Below are 20,719 nucleotides of genomic sequence, written 5' to 3' on the forward strand. Positions count from 1 at the left end.
TGTATTTCAATTATTTCAAAGAACTATTTATTCACTTTAACGGGACAGTAATGATGTTTTTTAATAAAATAGTCTCAATATATGTGTATCTTTTATATCTTTGCTGCACCTGTTTCATATAAATGACAGAAGTAATCATATAATTCAATAGAATAAAAGATGCCGTTAAACAACACAAATATTTTAGTAAAAGATATACGGAGTAATTTCGACAAGATTTATGTGACGTATTATTTCCGTATGTATCGCTTTGCTAAGGAGTATGTTTTGTTTGACGAAGACGCTGAAAATATTGTACAGGATGTATTTCTGTTGCTGTGGGAAAAGCGGGATGTGTTGGATATCCAGGTGAGTCTGATGTCTTACCTGTTTAGTTTAGTGAAAAATAAATGTTTAGATCATATCAGGCACCGATTGGTTGTAGAAGAATATCAACAGGAATTCAAGGCCAAACTATCTTCCCTCGAAGCCTTGAATTATACGTTAACATCTGAAGAGGATATTGAACGTGTATTGATGGAGGCCATCAATAAGTTGCCCGAACGCTGTCGGGAAATATTTCTAAAAAGCCGTCTTGAAGGGAAGAAAAACCGAGAAATAGCTGAAGAACTAAATATCTCTGCCAGTACAGTGGAGAACCAAATAACCATCGCTTTGAAAAAACTCCGATTAGAATTAAAAGACTATCTGCCATTATTACTATTCCTTATTACTGTTAAATAATATTTATTTCTCAAACGGCTTTGGGGGAAAATAAAATCTTAAACGCTCTCCCTTATAAAAGTCAGAAAATGCATATTTTAATTACTAAATATTTTAATAAAGAGATAACGACAGAGGAAAAAGCTGCGCTATTCTCTATGATGCAAACAGATGATGAATTGCATAAAGAGTTTGTGTCTATGCAGAATCTATCTGCTCTGTCGGCTTCGTTACCTGCAGAAGGCGATGAGATGAAAGCTGTCGGCAAACTTTTGCAGTTCAAACGAGCTCATGAAAATAAGAAAAAGAAGTTTATTCATCTCACCCGGCATTTCGTGGGTTATGCGGCGGCCATTTGTCTGGCTATTCTTTCAACCTGGACGATAATGAATTATCAACGCGATAATGTAATAGAAGAACAGTTGTCTTTTGAAGAATTTTCAACTCCGCCAGGTCAACGTGCTCAGGTTAAATTGCATGATGGAACAGTTGTATGGTTGAATGCCCGTTCCCGGTTGCGTTATCCTAACCGGTTTTCGGGTACGGAACGGAAGGTAGAATTGGATGGAGAGGCTTTTTTTGAGGTCTCCCGTAATGAGGAAGCCCCGTTCGTTGTTTCCACGGAAAAACTGGATATAAAGGTATTGGGAACCAAATTTAATGTATTTGCTTATAAAGGAAAGAATGAATTTACAACTGCTTTGATTGAAGGTTCGGTGAAATTATATCAATCGGACAATGAATCGGTAGCCATGTACATGAGTCCGAATGATTATGCGGAACTGAAAGACGGAAGATTGGTAAAAAGTAAGATCTGTAGTACAGACTTCTTATTATGGAAAGAAGGTATTTATGCTTTCGATGATATCCCTTTCGGTGAAATAATCAAAAAACTGGAGCTCTATTATGATATCACAATAGAGATAAGGAACAAAAATCTGAATAATTATAAGTTTAGCGGTAAGTTCCGTCAAAGAGACGGCATAGAAAGCGTCCTGAAAACTTTACAGAAAATCTATTATTTTTCATACGTTAAGGATGAGGAGTTGAATAAGATAACAATACGCTGAAGCAAAGAGAAAGAGTAAAATATATGTGTAACCTTTAAATCAGTAATAGCCTATGACAAATTAAGCTTTTTATATAAAAAGCGGTCGATGGATGTTCCCGCATCCATCGACCGTTGCTAACACTAAATAAATTAAGTATTAACAAGTAAACGAAGCAAAGTTATGAAAAAAGAACCGAAATTTCTAAGCATTATGAGAATTTCAGCCTTCCTCCTTTTCCTTTGCGTATTCTCTTCTTTTGCGGCAAAAACGAGTTCGCAAAATGCAAAAGTGAATATCAATGGAAGTAATTTAACGATCGGCAATTTGATCGATCAAATCGAAAAACAAACGGACTATCTGTTTGTCTATAGTAAAAATGAAGTGAATATAAATGAGGCCATTTCTGTGAAAACTGGTAAAAAAGCCGTTTCGCAGTACCTGAAAGAAGTATTTGACGGTTCAAACGTCAGATACGCTTTTGAAAATGACTATATTATATTGACGAAGAATGCGATGCTTCCTGTCGTACAACAGGGTAAAAAAGTATCTGGTGTGGTTACGGATCAGTCGGGTGAACCGATTATTGGTGCAAATGTGATGGTGAAAGGTTCCACAAACGGAACTGTTACCGATATTAACGGTCACTATTCTTTGGATGTGACGGCTGGTTCGACTCTGTCGATTTCTTACATAGGTTATCTGACAAAAGAGTTGCCTCTGGGAAATCAATCTGTGATCAATGTCATATTGACTGAAGATACCCAGGCTTTGGATGAAGTAGTCGTAGTGGGATATGGTACTCAAAAGAAAGTAACTTTGACGGGTGCTGTCTCTGCTATTAAAAGTGATGATATCATTACTACCAAGAACGAGAATGCACAGAATATGCTGACGGGTAAGGTTCCTGGGGTACGTGTCGTTCAGAAATCTTCCGAACCGGGTTCTTTCAATAATACATTTGATATCCGTGGTATGGGGAATCCGTTGATCATTATTGATGGTGTGCCCCGTGATAATATGTCTCGCCTGGATGCGAATGATATTGAATCTCTGTCTGTTCTGAAAGATGCTTCCGCTGCTATCTATGGTGTACGTGCGGCAAACGGTGTTGTGCTGATTACAACAAAGAAAGGTAAAGAAGGGTCTCTGGAACTGGAATATTCCGGAAATGTAGGCTGGCAGAATCCTACCGGCTCACCTAAAAGTGCCAGTGCAGCCGATTGGATGGTGTTGAAGAATGAAAAGGCTATGCATAACCTGGAAGGCGGTGTCCGTCCATATACGCAGGAACAAATTGATGCATATCGCAACGGTGATATGCAGGGAACAGACTGGTGGGATGCCTGTATGCGTACGCTGGCACCTCAAACTCAGCATACATTAAATGCTACAGGTGGTAACGAGAAGATCAACTTCTATATCAGTACCGGTTATTTGTATCAGGAGTCATTCCTGAAAAGTAAAAGTTTGGATTACGACCGTTTCAATGTCCGTTCCAATATAACCAGTAAACTGACTGACCGCCTGACTGTCTCTTTGAATATGAGCGGTATTATGGATGAGAAAAACCAACCATATCAGAATTCGGACTGGATTATCCGTGCTTTCCAGCGTGCTCCGGCTACGCAGCCGATCTACGCTAACAATAATCCGGAATATCTGATGAATGGATGGATTGAAGGTGATAACCCTGTGGCTATGATGGATGCAGACCAGGTCGGTTATAAAAAGTATAATAATAAATGGTTCCAGACTTCAGCAGATGCAACCTACGATGTTCCTTACATCGACGGACTGAAAGCAAAAGTGATGTTTAGTTATGACTATCAAATAGCAGACAACAGCCTTTATGAAAAGAGCTATAATCAGTATACCTATGATGAAGCTTCTGATACTTATATGGTTAATCCGCGTGTCGGAACAAGTAAGTTCCGTCGCGAACATTATACGAAAGAGGCATTGCTTTATCAGATTGCATTAAACTATAATCGTACTTTTGAAGAAAAGCATAATGTTAGCGGTTTGATTCTGTTGGAGGGAAGTAAGAGGAATGGCGACAATTTCTTTGCACAAAGAGAACTTTCACTTGCTTTAGACCAACTCTTTGCTGGTAACAGTGAAAATCAGGAAGCAAATATGAGTACGGGGTACGATGTTGATGATCCGGCAAGACGCGATTTATATAAAGAAGCTAACCTGGGTTTGGTAGGTAAGTTCGGATATGATTATATGTCCAAATACTTAGCCGAGTTTAGTTTCCGTTATGACGGTTCTTCCAAATTCGGAACAGGCGGACAATGGGGATTCTTCCCTTCTGCATCTGTCGGATGGCGTATTTCTGAAGAAAACTTCTGGAAGGAATCCAAACTCTCGTTCGTCAGCAATGCAAAACTGCGTGCTTCTTATGGTAAGATGGGAGACGACCGTGCTTCCAATTATCAGTTCGTGAACGGTTATCTATATCCGGGTAATGGCTTTGACGGTCAGAACTCAAGCGGTACTGTTTTTGATGGAACTTTTGTTTCCGGTGCTCAGAATAAAGGTATTACCAATCCGTATATTACATGGTACATTTCCAAAACATTGAACTTAGGTATTGACTTGGAAGCCTGGAATGGTCTGTTAGGTGTCTCTGCCGATTATTTTACCCGCGACAGAACGGGTCTGCTTGCAACAAGAAACTTAAGTCTTCCCGGTGTTGTAGGGGCTGATCTGCCTCAGGAAAACTTGAATGGCGACTTCACGCAAGGAGTGGAATTAGAACTTAGCCATAGAAACAGAGTGGGTGAAGTCGGTTATAACCTGAAGGGTATTTTCTCCTTCACACGTACAAAAACGACTTATCAGGAACGTGGCCGTGCCGGAAACTCGTATGAAAACTGGAGAAACAACGGAAACGATCGTTATAATGACATCAAATGGGGTAGAGGCGATGGCGGACGTTATAACTCATACGATCAGATCTTGAATAGTCCGGTTTATGCGGATAAGAATGTGCTGCCCGGTGATTATATTTATCTGGATTGGGATGGCGACGGACAGATCACCGACCATGATGTGCATCCGATCGGTTATAGCGGTCGTCCGATGATCAACTTCAGTTTGAATATTGGTGCCGATTATAAAGGTTTCGACCTTAATCTGTTGTTCCAGGGAGCCGGTATGAGTTATGTAAGATATATTGAACAATTACGTGAACCGATGTGGGGTAACGATTTGTCTAATGCACTGGATTATTTCATGGATAGATGGCATCCGGTAGATCCTACGGCAAACCCTTATGATCCTTCTACTTCATGGGTATCCGGTAAGTACGGTTACACCGGATCGATTGCAGACGAGAATTCCCGTTTTAATTTCCATAATGCAAGTTATCTTCGTTTGAAGAGTGCGGAAATAGGTTATACAATGCCGCAAAGATGGATATCTAAAGTAGGTATCAAAAATCTCCGCCTGTATGTGAATGCCTATAATCTGTTCACCATAAAAGGTGTAGAGATTGACCCGGAACATCCGGAAGATAGTTATGGCAATATGTATCCTCTGAACAGAACGTTCTCGGTAGGTGCAAATGTTAAATTTTAATCTATTCTAAAGTTATGAAAGTATCAAAATATATATTATTACTGGCGTTAGCCTGTGGTATGCCTTCATGTATGGATTTGGATATACCGCCTTTGAATATAGTTCAGAATGACGATGTTTTTGCTTCGGAAAATGGGGTGAAGAGTTATTTGTCAAGATTGTATAGTAATTCATTTATTGAAGATTTCCGCTATTCACATACACGCGGATTTAATAACTCCTATGCTTTTCAGTCTACTTTCGGTATGACAGGTGAGGCTTTAAACCGTGATATTGGTGGAGCTGCTACCGAATCGAACCAGATATGGAACGATGCATACAAGTTGATCCGTGAGATTAATTACTTCCTGGAAACATTACCTCAATATGCAACTAATTTCTCACAGGATCAGATAAATACATGGACAGGAGAGGCTTATTTCATGCGGGCTCTCACTTATCATGCACTGGCAAAACGTTATGGCGGTGTTCCTATTGTGGATAGAGTACTTAACTATCCGGATGAATCGGTTGAAGACATGAAGATTCAGCGTTCTTCTGAAGAAGCTGTTTATGATCGGATGGAGAAAGACTTCGACGAGGCTTATAGGTTATTACCGGAAAGCAATCAGAAAGGTCGTGCCAATAAGTATGTGGCTGCCGGTTTTAAGTCAAGAGCAATGTTATTTGCCGGTTCTATTGCAAAGTACAATGAGGTCGATAAGAGAGACAATACTGATAATAGCATTCGTGTTTGCGGTGTCCCTAGGGAAAAAGCTAAAGAGTATTTTAAGAAGAGCTATGAAGCCGCTTTATTATTAAAAGGTAAATATTCCCTGTATAAAGATGGTTGGAAGGCTGACGACAAGGAAGCACAGTACCAGAACTATGTGGATATGTTCTTTGCAGAGAATAGCAGTGAGAATATTTTCATCCGTCAATATAGTTATCCTGAATCTGTACATGGCTATGATGCTTACAATATACCGCGTCAGTTCCGTACAAATGGTTGGACAGCTTCGACAAGTCCTACATTAAGTTTTGTTGAAATGTTCGGAGGCTACCCCAAGAATGAGAAAGGGCAGATCGATGTATTGAATGCAGACGGAACTTATAAGCTGTTTGATAATACGATGGATCTTTTCGAAGAGGCTGAACCCCGTTTAAGGGCAATCGTTATCTTACCGGGAGATTATTTAAAAGGCGAGCAGGTTGAACTTTGGCGTGGTATTTATACCGGTGATGTAACAAATGGTATTCCCCGTTTGCAAAAAGACGACGATCCTGCTGAGAAATATGAGAATGATGCAAACTGCAAAGACTTATTCGTTAGTTCCCAGAGTGCGGATAACCAGACTGTTCATGTTTTGCCTAACGGTGAAAAGATGAATGCCAGCGGTAGAAGCGGAAGTTTCTTTAATTCGGGTGAAGGTGCTATTGCCGGTTTTGTGGTTCGTAAATGGATCAATCCGGATATGCCGGCCGAACTGGTGATGGAAAGACGTTCGGATCAGTCCTGGCTGGAGCTGCGCTATGCGGAAATACTGTTGAACCGTGCTGAAGCAGCTTACGAACTATATGAAGAAGGCGAAAGCAGCATAGATTACCTGAAGGATGCTTACGAATGTATCAATGAAGTTCGTGAACGGGCTGGTGCAACATTGCTGACCAATAAGAATGAATTGACAAAAGAGGCTGTTCGCGTAGAGAGACGTAAAGAACTCAGCTTCGAGAATAAAGTTTGGTGGGATATGAGACGTTGGAGAACTGCTCATAAAGAACAGAACTCCACGCGTTACAGATCATTGTTTGCATTTTATGCTGAAAAAGCAAATAAATGGTTCTTTGATGCCAGACCGGACGATCAGAACAAACGCTTTACTTTCGATGAAAGATGGTATTATAATGAAGTGCCTAACGACGAAGTTACCAAGAGCGGTCTTACGCAGAATCCAGGTTATTAATTTAATATAGAGAAATAAGATGAAAAAGATAGTATATTATTTTTCAATGGCTTTGTTACTTCTGACGAGCAATGCATGTACTAAATTTGATAATTACGAAGAGCCTAAAGAAACTATCAAAGGTGTTGTAATTGATAAGAATACACAGAAACCTGTGCAGACGGAAGTCGGTGAAGGCGGTGTTCGCATTAAGCTGATGGAGTACAGCTGGAGCGAAAGTCCTACACCTTACTACTTCGGTGGTATGCAGGAGGGTGATTTTAAGAATGAAAAGATCTTTGCCGGTGAATATGGTATTACTGTTATGGGAGCGTTTGTTCCGGTTCCTGAAGAGATACATCAGGTGAAAGGAACGTTGGATTTAAAGTTCGAGGTAGAACCGTTCCTACATGTAGATTGGGTAGGCGAACCTGTGATCAATGCAGATAAAACCGTTACAGTAAAAGCTACGATCAAACGGGGAACGACAAATCCGGATTATCAACAGAAAGTTTCGGATGTCCGTTTCTTCGTTGTCGCCGGAGCACCTTATGTAGGTGAAAATAATAAAGACGACCGTTATTCTGTCTATATTGACGGTGATAATGCCAGTGCAATGTTAGGGACAACAGTTACACTGACTACCAAGACAGCTTTGCAGTCCGGCTTTACCTATCATTTCAGAGTAGGTGCCCGTATGGATAAGGAGATAGAAGGTAGCAGACGTTACAATTATACGGAAATGATTACTATTCAAATCCCATAAATAGACTAATGTAATTTTTTAGGGCACCTTATCTGAATAATTCATACATTTAGGGTGCCCTTTTTATATCGAACAGTAAATTTAAAATCATGAAGACAAATGTAGAAAAACTAGTATTGAGTTGTGTGGCCTTATCTTTGTTTACTACCTCGTGCCTGACCGGACAGAAGGGGACAGAAGCAACTCTTGCTGAAAGACGGGAAAAAACCGCCTTTCAAACCGGACAACCCTGGAAACCTACAACTGATGTACGTGCCGATGTGGCTATCGTCTATGGAGTGGGAGGGAACCCTTCCGAGAAACGTTCGGGATTAACTTTTGAACAACGCGTACAAAGCTGGCGTGATAAAGGTTACACCACCCATTTTATGACGGGTATTGCCTGGGGAGAATATCAGGATTATTTTACCGGCCAATGGGATGGCAAATGGCACCTGGATGAAGGACAGGTAACAATGAAAGGGGATACGATCTGGCATGGCCACATGGTTCCCTATATTGTTCCTTCAAAGAATTTTATCAAGTATATGCAGGAACAGCATATAAAAAGAGTGATAGATGCCGGTATCGACGCCATTTATCTGGAAGAACCGGAGTTCTGGGCCCGTGGCGGGTATAGTGATGCCTTTAAACGGGAGTGGAAAGAATATTACGGTTTCGACTGGCGTCCGCAACATGAGTCGGCAGAGAATACCTACCTTTCCAATAAACTGAAATACCATCTGTATTACCGCGCATTGAACGAGTGTTTTACCTATGCCAAGGAATACGGTAAAAGCAAAGGGATGGATGTTCGTTGTTATGTTCCTACCCATTCGCTGGTGAATTATTCGCAATGGCAGATCGTCAGTCCCGAAGCAAGCCTGGCTTCTCTTCCTTGTGTGGACGGGTATATTGCCCAGGTGTGGACAGGAACATCACGCGAGCCTAACTATTTCAACGGAGTAGCGAAAGAACGTGTCTTTGAAACGGCTTTCCTTGAATATGGCTGTATGGAATCGATGACGGCTCCGACTGGTCGTAAGGTCTTTTTCCTGACCGACCCGATTGAAGACTGGCCTCGCGATTGGGCTGACTATAAGAAAAACTATCAGGCAACGTTTACGGCGAAGTTGTTGTATCCGAATAATAATAACTACGAAGTAATGCCCTGGCCGGATCGTATTTACGAAGGTCTGTACCGCGTCAGTGCCAACAGTGAAGAGAAAGCACGTATTCCCCGTTTCTACTCTACTCAGATGCAGGTAATGATCAATTCATTGAATAATATGCCGCTATCCGAGAATAAGGTTTCCGGTTCTTCCGGCATTAGCGTGTTGATGGCTAACTCATTGATGTTCCAGCGTGCTCCTCAACCGGTTGCCGGTTATGACGATCCGCAGTTGTCGAACTTCTACGGACAGGCTTTGCCATTCCTTAAACGGGGTGTGCCTGTGCATCTGCTGCATATTGAAAACGTGGCTTATCCCGAAACATGGAAGAACACCAAAGTATTGCTGATGACTTACTCTAATATGAAACCGCTGGATAAGGAAGTACATAAACATATTGCCGACTGGGTTAACAATGGCGGTGTACTGGTTTACAGCACACGCGATACCGATCCTTTCCAGTCGGTACAGGAATGGTGGAATCAGGGCGATGAAAAATATAAAGCTCCTTCGCAGCACCTGTTCAGCCTGATGGGTATCGATAAAAAGGCCAAAGAAGGCGAATATACGTATGGTAAAGGAACTGTATGCGTTGTTCGTCAGGATCCGAAGGAATTTGTATTGAAAGAGAATGCCGATAAGGATTACGTAGCCCTGGTTAAACGTATGTTCGAGGAGAAAGCGAATGCCGGAAATCTTCAGTTCAAGAATAGCTTCTATCTGGAAAGAGGTTATTACGACCTGGTATCCGTATTGGATGAAGGTATGATCAGTAATGAACCGTATGTTGTGAAAGGCAGACTGATCGATTTGTTCGATCCTGAATTACCTGTCTTGAGTGAAAAAGTAGTAAAGCCGGGCGAACAAGCTTATTTGGTGAATATAGACCGGGTGGAAGATCAAAGTAAGCCACAGGTATTATGCGGTGCAGCTCGCGTGTATGATGAAAAAGCAGGCAGGAATACTTATTCGTTTGTGGCTAAAAGTCCGATCAGCACTACGAATGTGATGCGGGTTTTATTGCCACAGAAGCCAGAGAAGATAACGATTTCGGGAGCTACGGGAAAGGAAGCCGCCAATGTCGCTCATAACTGGGACGAGACAAGTAAGACCTGTTTCCTGACTTTTGATAATGATCCGGAAGGTGTTGTCGTGTCTATAGATTGGTAATATCATTAATAGATTCAAACGCAATTAATTTTAATTGTGTTCTTCTGCTATAAAATAGTGATTATCTTTGTGCTATTAAAGATCAATGAATGTATTAGTAATTGAACCAAATATAAACTAAATCATGAAAAGAAAAAGTGTATGCGCTTTCGCTTTGGCTGTCATGTTGGCTTTTGTAGGAAAGCCTGCTATGGCTGCTTCAGGAAATGAAGCGTTTGATCCGGTAGAGTACGCACTACCGTTGATGGGAACTCAGTCGAGTTTCGAGCTGTCGACAGGAAACACGTATCCGGCCATTGCCCGTCCGTGGGGTATGAATTTCTGGACTCCCCAGACCGGAAAGATGGGCGACGGATGGCAGTATGTATATACCGCCAATAAGATCAGAGGGTTTAAACAGACTCATCAGCCGAGCCCGTGGATCAACGATTACGGACAGTTTGTCATCATGCCTGTCGTAGGTGCTCCCGAGTTTGACCAGGATAAACGTGCCAGCTGGTTCTCACATAAGAGTGAGGTGGTAAAACCTTATTATTATAAAGCATACCTGGCAGATCACGATGTGATCACTGAGTTGACACCGACTGACCGTGCCGCTCTTTTCCGTTTCACCTTCCCGGAGAACGATCATTCTTATATCGTTGTCGATGCACTCGATAATGCTTCGTATATCAAAGTGATCCCCGAAGAAAACAAGATCATCGGTTATTCGACAAAGAACAGTGGGGGAGTACCCGAAAACTTCAAGAACTACTTTGTCATAGAGTTCGACAAACCTTTCACTTATGAAGCTACTTTTGCCGATAACTCTTTGAAAGAAGGAGCTAAGGAACAGACCAGCAAACATGTGGGAGCTGTGATCGGTTTCAAAACAAAGAAAGGCGAGATCGTTCATGCCAAGGTAGCCTCTTCATTCATCAGCTTCGACCAGGCTGCCGTGAATATGAAGGAACTGGGTAACGACTCTTTCGAAACGTTGATGGCTAAAGGCAAACAAGCCTGGAACGATGTACTCGGTAAGATCGAGGTGGAAGGCGGTTCGTTGGACCAGTATCGCACATTCTATTCTTGCATGTACCGTGCCCTGCTTTTCCCCCGCAAATTCTACGAAATAGATGCAGCAGGCAAAGTGGTTCACTACAGCCCGTATAACGGCGAAGTATTGCCCGGCTATATGTTTACCGATACCGGTTTCTGGGATACTTTCCGTGCCCTGTTCCCATTCCTGAACCTGATGTTCCCGACTATGAACAAGGAAATGCAGGAAGGTCTGATCAATACCTATAAGGAAAGCGGTTTCTTCCCTGAATGGGCAAGCCCCGGTCACCGTGGCTGTATGGTCGGCAACAACTCGGCCTCCGTTCTGGTAGACGCTTATATGAAAGGTGTGAAAGTAGACGACCTGGAAACTCTTTATAAAGGCCTGATTCACGGAACGGAAAACGTACATCCTACTGTTTCTTCCACCGGCCGTTTGGGACATGAATACTACAATAAACTGGGTTATGTTCCCTACGATGTGAAGATCCATGAAAATGCAGCTCGTACGCTTGAATATGCCTATAACGACTGGTGTATTTACCAGATTGCCAAAGAACTGGGTCGTCCGAAGAAAGAACTCGAGCTGTACGCAAAGCGTGCGATGAACTATAAGAACCTGTACGATAAGGAAAGTAAACTGATGCGTGGTAAGAATGCCGACGGTACATTCCAGTCACCGTTCTCTCCGTTGAAATGGGGGGATGCCTTTACCGAAGGAAACAGCTGGCATTACACCTGGTCTGTCTTCCACGATCCGCAGGGACTGATCGATCTGATGGGCGGTAAGGATTCTTTCGTTATGATGCTCGACTCCGTATTTGCCGTTCCGCCGTTGTTCGACGACAGCTATTACGGACAGGTGATCCACGAGATCCGTGAAATGCAGATTATGAACATGGGTAACTATGCACACGGTAACCAGCCGATCCAGCACATGATCTACATGTACAACTACGCCGGACAACCCTGGAAAGCACAGTATTGGGTACGCGACGTGATGAACAAGATGTACACCCCGACCCCCGACGGTTATTGCGGTGACGAAGATAACGGACAGACTTCTGCCTGGTATGTATTCTCTGCTCTTGGTTTCTATCCTGTAGCTCCGGGAACGACCCAGTATGTCTTGGGTGCTCCGTTGTTCAAGAAAGCAACTTTGCATTTCGAAAACGGAAAGAACCTGGTAATCAACGCTCCTGAAAACAGCGACAAGAACATCTATATCGAGTCGATGTCGTTCAACGGTGTGAACTATACCAAGAACTATCTCGACCATAACGAACTGCTGAAAGGCGGTGTTCTCGACATCAAGATGGGCGACAAACCCAACCTGAACAGAGGCGTTAACCCGGAAGACCTTCCTTATTCATTCTCTGTCAATGACGAGAACTTTAAGAAGCTGGTTCCGGCTGCAAAGTCAAAAAAGAAATAAACAGACAGGTATATGAACGTAAACAAGAAAATTAAAACAGGTGTAGCCTTGCTGGCTTCCGCATTTCTGCTGGCCTCTTGTACGGTCGGAGGCGATGTCTCTTTGCAGAAAAGCCCGGTAGACTATGTAAACCCTTACATGGGAAATATCAGTCACCTGCTGGTGCCTACCTATCCGACGATACATTTACCTAACAGCATGCTCCGTGTTTATCCGGAGCGTGCCGACTTTACAGGCGATATGTTGAGCGGGTTGCCGATTATCGTGACCAGCCACCGCGGAAGCTCTGCCTTCAACCTGAGTCCGTATCAGGGGGAAGAGTCCGGACTGAAACCGGTTATCAACTACAGTTACGATCACGAAAAGATCCATCCGTACCGTTATCAGGTATATCTGGACGACAACAATATCGATGTGGACTATGCCCCGTCTCACCAGAGTGCGGTATATAGTATCACCTTTGAAGGACAAGGCCCGGCTTATCTGGTATTCAACAGCCGTAACGGTCAGTTGAAGAGCGATGGCAAGAACATCAGCGGCTACCAGTTTGTAGATAAAAAGACGAAAGTTTACCTGTACGCCGAAACCGACAAAGCCCCGCAGCAATGCGGTGTGTTGGCTGACAACACCGTGAAGTACGGGGAAACCTCTGTGGAAGGAAAAGACGCCGCTCTGGTGTTGGCTTACGGCAACGATGTCAAGCAACTGGGTATTCGTTACGGTATCTCTTTTATCAGTGAAGAACAGGCAAAGAAGAACCTCGAACGCGAGATTGCCGCTTACGATGTCGATGTAGTAGCCAAGATCGCCCGCAACGACTGGAACGAAGCTCTCGGCAAGATCCAGACACAAGGTGGAACAGACAACGACAAGATCGTATTTTATACCTCTCTCTACCGCTGCTACGAACGTCCGGTCAACCTGAGTGAAGACGGCCGTTATTACAGCGCTTTCGATGGTAAGATACACGAAGACGGCGGTCGCCCGTTCTATACCGACGACTGGATCTGGGATACTTACCGTGCCACTCATCCGCTGCGAATCCTGATCGACAATGAGGAAGAAAGCAATATGATCAACTCCTTCCTATTGATGGCCGAACAGATGGGTACGAACTGGATGCCGACTTTCCCGGAAGTAACCGGCGACTCCCGCCGTATGAACTCCAACCATGCCGTTGCCACCGTGATCGATGCCTGGAGAAAAGGCGTACGCGGTTTCGACCTGGAGAAAGCCTATATCGCTTCAAAGAAAGGTATCGAAGAAAAGACCTTGATCCCCTGGTCGGCAGCTCCTGCCGGATGGCTCGACGAGTTCTATAAGGAACACGGATATATCCCGGCATTGAAACCCGGCGAAAAAGAAACAGTAGCGAATGTCTCCATCTGGGAAAAACGCCAGCCTGTAGCCGTTACCTTAGGTACGGCTTACGACCAGTGGTGTCTCTCACAGATTGCAGCCGAATTGGGTAAGGAAGATGAAGCGAAGCATTATCTGCGCGAATCATACAACTATCGCAACCTGTTTAATCCGGAAACCCGCTTCTTCCATCCGAAGGATAAAGACGGTAAATTCATCGAACCACTGGATTATCGTTATGACGGTGGCCTGGGAGCACGCGATTACTATGACGAAAACAACGGCTATATCTATCGTTGGGACGTACAGCATAACATCGGCGACCTGATCTCTATGATCGGTGGTGATAAAGTTTTCACTTCGGCTCTCGATTCTATGTTTAACGAACCGCTGGGTATGTCCAAATGGAGTTTTTATTCTTTCCTGCCTGACCATACCGGTAACGTGGGAATGTTCTCGATGGCGAACGAACCTAGTTTGCATATCCCGTATCTGTATAACTACGCCGGCCAACCCTGGAAAACGCAGAAACGTATCCGTACGCTGTTGAACCAGTGGTTCCGCAACGACCTGATGGGTGTTCCGGGTGATGAAGACGGTGGCGGTATGTCGGCATTTGTCGTATTCAGCCAGATGGGCTTTTATCCGGTTACTCCCGGTTCACCTACGTATAATATAGGTAGCCCGGTATTTACCGATGTGAAGGTAGACCTGGGTAACGGCAATACGTTCGAAATCAAGGCAAATAATGCCTCCGAAGAGAATAAGTACGTACAATCGGCCAAATTGAACGGTGAAGTACTGAACCAGCCCTGGTTCCAGCACAGCGATATCGCTCAGGGCGGTCTATTGGAATTGGAAATGGGCCCGCGGGCTAATAAGGCATGGGGTACTGCAACACCTCCTCCTTCTGCTGCTCCGATGCCGAAATAATCGAAATACAGTATAATAAAAAGCCGGTTGATTCTTTTTCAACCGGCTTTTTTGTTGCCTTATTCGTTCTATATTGTTCCTACCTGTTATATAATGTATTGTGAACTAAATTCCTTAAATGATTAATATCGACCGGTTTGACCACATAATCCGTAAAACGGCATTCGCGGGCAATTTCTTTTTCCCTTTCAAAAGCAAACGCTGTCAGGGCAATGATCGGTATTGTTTCCGACAATTCGCGAATGATGCGGGTTGCCTGGAAGCCATCCATTACCGGCATTCTCAGGTCCATCAGAATCAGGTCGGGATCATACTTATGGTACATCTCTACCGCTTCATCCCCGTTCCAGGCATGGTATAGTTCATATATTTTCCCGAACAACGTTTGCAGCAGGAAATAGTTTTCGGGGACATCCTCGGCGATCAGTACCTTTTTCCTTTTGGAAACAGGTTTTTCGACTATGGGCGGTGGGAGAGGTGTTTCTTCTTCCTCCGGTATTTCATGTATATTTTCATTATCCTGTTCAAGCGGAAGTGTGAACCAAAAGGTAGAGCCTTCTCCCTCCACCGAATCTACCCCGATACTGCCCCCCAGGTTTTCTACGATCATTTTGCTGATCGTAAGGCCGAGTCCCGTACCCTGTTTAAAGTCGTTTATCTTGATGAAACGCTCGAAGATACGGCTCCGGTTCTCTTCGGCAATACCGATACCGGTATCTCTGACGTTTATTTTGAGGAAACTACTCTTTCTGGCATAAGAAAGGGTGATACTGCCTTCGGAAGTAAATTTGATTGCATTGTTTATAAAGTTCGTGATCACCTGTATCACCCGCTGTGGATCTGTCTTGAGGATGACGGAAGGTAATTTGTCGTCGAACAGCAGTTTGACATCCGAAGTCATCTTGAGTGATTCTGCCTGGTGTATTTCCCGGCAGAGCTCTTTGATATCCGTTTGCGCTATGTTATACTTCAATGTGCCCGATTCTATTTTGGAGAAGTCCAGGATATCCCCGATCAGGTTGAGCAACAGGTTGTTGTTTTTATGGATAATATCCAGATATGCCTGCCTGTCTTCCTTATCTTCCGTTTCCGCTATCAGGTCGGAAAAGCCGACGATAGCATTCAGGGGTGTACGTATTTCGTGGCTCATATTGGCCAGGAAAGCCGATTTAAGTTTGTCCGCCTCTTTTACCTTGATCAGTTCGATCTCTTTTTCACGCTGTTTGGTGATATTGGACGTGTAGCTTATTATTTTGCTGGGCGTACCATCTTCATTCAGTTTGTAAGAGCGAACATTCGAATTGATCCAGTACGTTTTTCCGTCGAGGATACGGCGGTATACGGACGCATAACTGTTTATTTCACCTTTGAGCAGCCTTTGGAACTGCTGGTTGTATACCCTGTCGAAGTCCTCCGGATACAATGTGTCGGCAAAGTCCTGCAGGTAGGTCAGGTTCTCCCGGCTCAGGTAGGATAATAGCTTATTCTCGGTAATATTTTCATTCAGGCTGAAATCTACATTCAGTTTGTCGGAAGCCACATCATATTCCCAGATGATAGAATCACCGGTATCGACAGCAACTTTAAGCTTGGTCAGGTTGTATTGGGTCTGTTCCGTCTTAATATAATTTTCCGTATCATCGAATACGATATAGAAGAATCCGAATATGGCATCCTGTTTATCCTTCAGTACGACACCTTTTACCTGTAAATATTTAACCTGCTCCTTTACGGTAGACAGGTAATAACCCGTATCCGAAACCGCTTTAAAGTTATAACGCAGTGTGAAAGAAACGTCTTCCCCTTTTTTCAGTTTATCGTTTACCCATTCCGGAATATTGGGGTTCTCGAAAGCATTCAATCCTATGGCCTGTTCGCGCGTGGTTCCGAATATTTCCAAGTCTGCGTTATTGAGGTCGAGCAGATTGCCTTTCTCGTCATACAACTCCACTCCCCAGGGTAACTTGTCGAATATGATCTGGAATTTGGATTCGCTTTGCAGCACCTGCTTCATAGAGTTCTCTATCATCCCCTGTGCATGTTCCCGTTCGATGGCGATGGAAACGATGTCGGTCAGCATGCGCAGGTTTTCCACGTCTATGGCATTCCATGCGCGGTGGGCTTTCACGCAATCCAATCCGATAAATCCGTTGACTTTTCCCATATGGAGTACGGGGAGAACCAACAGGGAGACAATTTCCTGCAAACGCAGCAGATGTTGTTCGGCCGCAGCTTCCTGGGGCATTACCTCCACATCGGAGATGACGATATCCTTACTCTCTTTTATCTGTTTGATCCACCAGGGGATATCTTTTATCGATAACTGGCGCAACAAATCTTCACGCATGGAGACCACACCTTCGTGCGTCACCTCATGCGTGAAGTCTACCATATTTTTTTCATCATCGAAGATACCTATATATACGCGGTCTACTTTGAAAAACTTCAGGACAATCAATAGAGCCTGGTCGATGGCTTCGTTTTGTTCCGACCGTAGTAAGAGCGACAGCACATCAGAAAGTGTTTTCCGTAGTGCGATCATATCAGTCAGCATCCGGTTCTTATATAAATCACCATCACTGGAAGAAAGGCATTCCTTTTTCAAGATCTCAATTTCGCGGATCAACTCTTCTCTTGAATAGTTTGCGTATGCACTGCTCATATAGGTCTATGAAGTTTATATGTTATTGTATTTAATACAAAAGTACATATAAATATTGATTGTCAAAAGAATTTCAAGGCTTTCATATAATATAGACCTGTCGTTTCATATTTGGGGTAATACCCAGGGAGCCCGATAGTAAGCCTTTGATAATGCAGTAGCCTCATTATCACCGACAAACAGGCTGTTGGTATCGTCCCAGCGTACTTCGCGTTGCAGACGGCATGAAATATTTGCCAGATGCGACATTTTGGCTACCCGTGCGCCGATGGCAATGTCGGCATTAGGCAATTCGCGGCTTTTTATGCATCCCAGGAAGTTTCCTACATGGTTGTACAAGCCTTTTCCTTCTCCCTTTTTGAACGGGACAGCCTCCATACGGGGTGTTTTGTCTACCATAACGGGCAGCACTTCCCAACCGGCGCGGGTGAGTACCAGCGTACCGTTTTCGCCAAAGAATGCCAGTCCTTCTTTCTTATCGAACGGGCCGTGGTTGATACCGCAGGCATGATCCCAGATGATATTGAAATCTTTGTAGGCGTACGTTGCCATCAGGGTATCGGGAGTCTCCATCGCATCGTCGGGATAGGCGAACTTACCACCACCGGAGAATACGCGGCTGGGCAGGTCGGCGTTCATGCCTTCGAGGGCATAATCCAATAGATGCACTCCCCAGTCTGACATCAGGCCGCCGGCATAATCCCAGAAGAAGCGGAAATTATAATGGAAACGGTAGGTGTTGAACGGACGTTTCGGAGCCGGGCCCAGCCACATGTCGTAATCCACTCCTGCGGGAACCGGGCTGTCGGGTATGATGGGTAGGGTAGGTTTACTGTCCTGGTAAGCCCATACCTTCACGGTGCGGATACGGCCGATGTTGCCGGCTTTCAGGTAGTTGACCGCTTCGTCCCAATGCGGATCGCTGCGTTGCCATTGGCCCACCTGTACGATGCGGTTGTATTTGCGGGCGGCTTTCTCCATCAGGTTGCATTCTTCGATGGTGTTGGAAAGCGGTTTTTCGACATATACGTCTTTACCGGCCTGGCAGGCAAAGATTGTAGGGAGGCAGTGCCAGTGGTCGGGGGTTCCGATGATTACTACGTCTACGTCTTTGTTATCTATGACCTTACGCCAGTCTTTGTATAGGTTAGGGACTTTCTTGCCGGTGCTTTTTTCAACATCGGCTGCCCGTTTGTTCAGCCATTCGTCGTCTATATCGCAAAGGGCGACGCATTCCACTTCCGGGTATTTCAGGAAATTGCTGAGGTTGGAAAAACCCATCGAACGACATCCGATCAGGGCTACTTTTACTTTATTACTGGGAGCCGCTTGTCCGTAGACAGCGCTATATGCGCTACCGAACAACGGCGATAAACCAAGTCCTGCTGCAGATAATGCGGACTTTTGTAAAAAATTTCTTCTATTCATGGTATTTAATTTATGTGTTCGCGAACAGCTTTGCAATAATACGAAAAATAGTTCTATATTTGTGCCCTGAATTAAAAAAAATGCCAATGATAACCCCTCAAGATACTAACTGGTATGTTTTATATACGGCTCCACGCGCCGAAAAGCAGGTAAAAGAACGAATAGATATGTTGGGAGTAGAATGCTGGTTGCCCTTGCATCGTACTCCCCGCGTATGGTCGGATCGTGTAAAGATAGTTGAAATACCGTTGTTTAGTTCCTATGTGTTTGTCAGGTGTACAGATACCGTTTTACGCGACTTGCTGAAGGTGTATGGGGTTATCCGGATTGTTTTTTATAACCAGAAGCCGGCTATTGTCCGTCAGACCGAGGTAGATGCCATTAAAGCATTTTTGGAACAGGCTGCCGAACACGAGCTTTGCCCGGGTGAAGAGGTGGAAATCCTAACCGGTGCGATGAAACATGTATCCGGAAAGATAAAGAAGATAAAAAAGAACCACCTCATGCTCTTCCTGGAGCAACTGGGCGCAACAGTCTGTGTGAGACTAACGGATGTGGCGAGGGTGAATAGGTTGAAGTGATAAGGGGTTACTTTAACCTTTCAACTAAGCTTTCGGGTGCGCGGCGTGTATCCCAAATGTCAACGATATTAATTATATTGTTTTGTTTGTCGATAAAGTAAATGAGTTTATAATGGCTGTGTTCCACAATACTGCGAAATCCTTGCGGATATTTTTCTAATAAAATTTCATGTTTCCCCATCAAAGGGTTTTGAGTCAAAAGTGTATCATAATGCTTGATTTGCCGGTAAACATTGCTTGCTGTTCGTTTTCCAAATGTAATAAGGCAATATTCCACAAGGTCGTCAAGTTCTTTTTCTGCGTCAGGAGACCAAATTACTTGCATAGCCAGGGGTATTTTTGTTCCATTTTATGAAATACTTCGTTGCTGGGAATGCCTTTTCCGGCATCTAATTCTGCAATAGAATGGTCGATACGGGCATGGAGCTCTTCTAATGTATATGGAGTAACTTCTTCTTCCTTTTCTTGAAAATCCAGAATATCTGTCAACCGGCTTTTGACCTTATCCAAAATATCTTTGCTTGTAATAGAGAGGATTGCTTTCGCTAATTCTATCTTATCTGCATCCAGTCTTATATTTGTATTCATTTTATTTTTCTTTTTAAGGTTTATACTAGTCCTATCTATCTGATCAATAGTATTACAAAGATAGAAATTGTTTTTAATTATTCGTATATTTGTAATGTATCAAATTTCATAAATCAAGACAGACATGAAAAGGAAAGAATTTAATTCGACAAAACAAGAAATGATCTGTACGGCTAAAAAGGCTGTAGCCGATAAGAAAGCATGGATGAAGGCTGTTTCGGAAGGAACATCGATTCAGAAATTGAGAAATGAAGGGGTTAGGGTGGTCAAACTTCAATAATAATATAGAATAAGAATGACCTTGATTGATTTGTATTTGAATGAACTAAAGAGTTATTAGTAATATA

Annotated in this window: 14 protein-coding genes; 10 read left to right on the forward strand and 4 right to left on the reverse strand. The window is 43.6% G+C overall.

The genetic code is table 11. The features are described from left to right. Positions 1–159: 159 nt before the first annotated feature. From QZ076_RS17380 to QZ076_RS17415, 8 genes are all read left to right on the forward strand, one after another. A complete protein-coding gene (locus QZ076_RS17380; protein ID WP_293715300.1) occupies positions 160–723 on the forward strand; it encodes an RNA polymerase sigma-70 factor in 564 nt (187 codons plus the stop codon). Between the two features lie 68 nt (positions 724–791). Continuing rightward, entirely contained in the window at positions 792–1,772 is a 981-nt protein-coding gene (locus tag QZ076_RS17385; protein ID WP_293715303.1) for a FecR domain-containing protein, read from the forward strand. 162 nt (positions 1,773–1,934) lie between these two features. Beyond that, the gene (locus QZ076_RS17390) at positions 1,935–5,339 is read left to right on the forward strand and encodes a TonB-dependent receptor (protein WP_293715306.1); all 3,405 of its coding nucleotides are present in this window, start codon (positions 1,935–1,937) and stop codon (positions 5,337–5,339) included. Between the two features lie 14 nt (positions 5,340–5,353). After that, a complete protein-coding gene (locus tag QZ076_RS17395) occupies positions 5,354–7,282 on the forward strand; it encodes a RagB/SusD family nutrient uptake outer membrane protein (protein ID WP_293715309.1) in 1,929 nt (642 codons plus the stop codon). Positions 7,283–7,301: 19 nt separating this feature from the next. Next, on the forward strand, positions 7,302–8,027 hold the full coding sequence (locus tag QZ076_RS17400) for a DUF3823 domain-containing protein (RefSeq protein WP_293715312.1): 726 nt from the start codon (positions 7,302–7,304) through the stop codon (positions 8,025–8,027). Positions 8,028–8,116: 89 nt separating this feature from the next. After that, positions 8,117–10,348, forward strand: a complete 2,232-nt coding sequence (locus tag QZ076_RS17405; protein ID WP_293715315.1) for a hypothetical protein — start codon at positions 8,117–8,119, stop codon at positions 10,346–10,348. Positions 10,349–10,472: 124 nt separating this feature from the next. Then, positions 10,473–12,821 (forward strand): GH92 family glycosyl hydrolase, encoded by a 2,349-nt coding sequence (locus tag QZ076_RS17410; protein ID WP_293715318.1) that lies wholly within the window; start codon positions 10,473–10,475, stop codon positions 12,819–12,821. Between the two features lie 12 nt (positions 12,822–12,833). After that, positions 12,834–15,113, forward strand: coding sequence for a GH92 family glycosyl hydrolase (locus QZ076_RS17415; RefSeq protein ID WP_293715321.1), 2,280 nt, complete (start codon positions 12,834–12,836; stop codon positions 15,111–15,113). A gap of 79 nt (positions 15,114–15,192) precedes the next feature. Here QZ076_RS17415 and QZ076_RS17420 read toward each other — a convergent pair whose 3' ends face one another. Together QZ076_RS17420 and QZ076_RS17425 are read right to left on the reverse strand one after the other, a co-directional pair. After that, entirely contained in the window at positions 15,193–17,775 is a 2,583-nt protein-coding gene (locus QZ076_RS17420) for an ATP-binding protein (protein WP_293715324.1), read from the reverse strand. Positions 17,776–17,880: 105 nt separating this feature from the next. Next, positions 17,881–19,203 (reverse strand): Gfo/Idh/MocA family oxidoreductase, encoded by a 1,323-nt coding sequence (locus QZ076_RS17425; protein ID WP_293715327.1) that lies wholly within the window; start codon positions 19,201–19,203, stop codon positions 17,881–17,883. Between the two features lie 86 nt (positions 19,204–19,289). On the opposite strand from QZ076_RS17425, the gene QZ076_RS17430 reads away from it, so the two are divergent. Next, positions 19,290–19,784 (forward strand): UpxY family transcription antiterminator, encoded by a 495-nt coding sequence (locus QZ076_RS17430; RefSeq protein ID WP_293715330.1) that lies wholly within the window; start codon positions 19,290–19,292, stop codon positions 19,782–19,784. 7 nt (positions 19,785–19,791) lie between these two features. Here the strand turns inward: QZ076_RS17430 and QZ076_RS17435 are convergent, their stop codons facing one another. Together QZ076_RS17435 and QZ076_RS17440 are read right to left on the reverse strand one after the other, a co-directional pair. Then, the gene (locus QZ076_RS17435) at positions 19,792–20,109 is read right to left on the reverse strand and encodes a type II toxin-antitoxin system RelE/ParE family toxin (RefSeq protein ID WP_293715333.1); all 318 of its coding nucleotides are present in this window, start codon (positions 20,107–20,109) and stop codon (positions 19,792–19,794) included. Further along, the gene (locus tag QZ076_RS17440; RefSeq protein ID WP_293715336.1) at positions 20,100–20,372 is read right to left on the reverse strand and encodes a hypothetical protein; all 273 of its coding nucleotides are present in this window, start codon (positions 20,370–20,372) and stop codon (positions 20,100–20,102) included. The genes QZ076_RS17435 and QZ076_RS17440 overlap by 10 nt, the downstream gene beginning before the upstream one ends. Positions 20,373–20,496: 124 nt before the next feature. Here QZ076_RS17440 and QZ076_RS17445 point away from each other — a divergent pair, with 124 nt between their 5' ends. Then, positions 20,497–20,652 carry a hypothetical protein gene (locus tag QZ076_RS17445; protein ID WP_293715339.1) on the forward strand — a complete coding sequence of 52 codons (156 nt, stop codon included), beginning with the start codon at positions 20,497–20,499 and terminating at the stop codon, positions 20,650–20,652. Positions 20,653–20,719 lie beyond the last annotated feature (67 nt).

Source organism: uncultured Parabacteroides sp. (assembly GCF_905196875.1).
Taxonomy (GTDB): Bacteria; Bacteroidota; Bacteroidia; order Bacteroidales; family Tannerellaceae; genus Parabacteroides.

Bases quoted from the DNA above. Each gene is read 5' to 3' on its own strand.
- QZ076_RS17380 (WP_293715300.1), top strand. From the start codon at position 160: ATGCCGTTAAACAACACAAATATTTTAGTAAAAGATATACGGAGTAAT.
- QZ076_RS17385 (WP_293715303.1), top strand. From the start codon at position 792: ATGCATATTTTAATTACTAAATATTTTAATAAAGAGATAACGACAGAG.
- QZ076_RS17390 (WP_293715306.1), top strand. From the start codon at position 1,935: ATGAAAAAAGAACCGAAATTTCTAAGCATTATGAGAATTTCAGCCTTC.
- QZ076_RS17395 (WP_293715309.1), top strand. From the start codon at position 5,354: ATGAAAGTATCAAAATATATATTATTACTGGCGTTAGCCTGTGGTATG.
- QZ076_RS17400 (WP_293715312.1), top strand. From the start codon at position 7,302: ATGAAAAAGATAGTATATTATTTTTCAATGGCTTTGTTACTTCTGACG.
- QZ076_RS17405 (WP_293715315.1), top strand. From the start codon at position 8,117: ATGAAGACAAATGTAGAAAAACTAGTATTGAGTTGTGTGGCCTTATCT.
- QZ076_RS17410 (WP_293715318.1), top strand. From the start codon at position 10,473: ATGAAAAGAAAAAGTGTATGCGCTTTCGCTTTGGCTGTCATGTTGGCT.
- QZ076_RS17415 (WP_293715321.1), top strand. From the start codon at position 12,834: ATGAACGTAAACAAGAAAATTAAAACAGGTGTAGCCTTGCTGGCTTCC.
- QZ076_RS17420 (WP_293715324.1), bottom strand. From the start codon at position 17,775: ATGAGCAGTGCATACGCAAACTATTCAAGAGAAGAGTTGATCCGCGAA.
- QZ076_RS17425 (WP_293715327.1), bottom strand. From the start codon at position 19,203: ATGAATAGAAGAAATTTTTTACAAAAGTCCGCATTATCTGCAGCAGGA.
- QZ076_RS17430 (WP_293715330.1), top strand. From the start codon at position 19,290: ATGATAACCCCTCAAGATACTAACTGGTATGTTTTATATACGGCTCCA.
- QZ076_RS17435 (WP_293715333.1), bottom strand. From the start codon at position 20,109: ATGCAAGTAATTTGGTCTCCTGACGCAGAAAAAGAACTTGACGACCTT.
- QZ076_RS17440 (WP_293715336.1), bottom strand. From the start codon at position 20,372: ATGAATACAAATATAAGACTGGATGCAGATAAGATAGAATTAGCGAAA.
- QZ076_RS17445 (WP_293715339.1), top strand. From the start codon at position 20,497: ATGAAAAGGAAAGAATTTAATTCGACAAAACAAGAAATGATCTGTACG.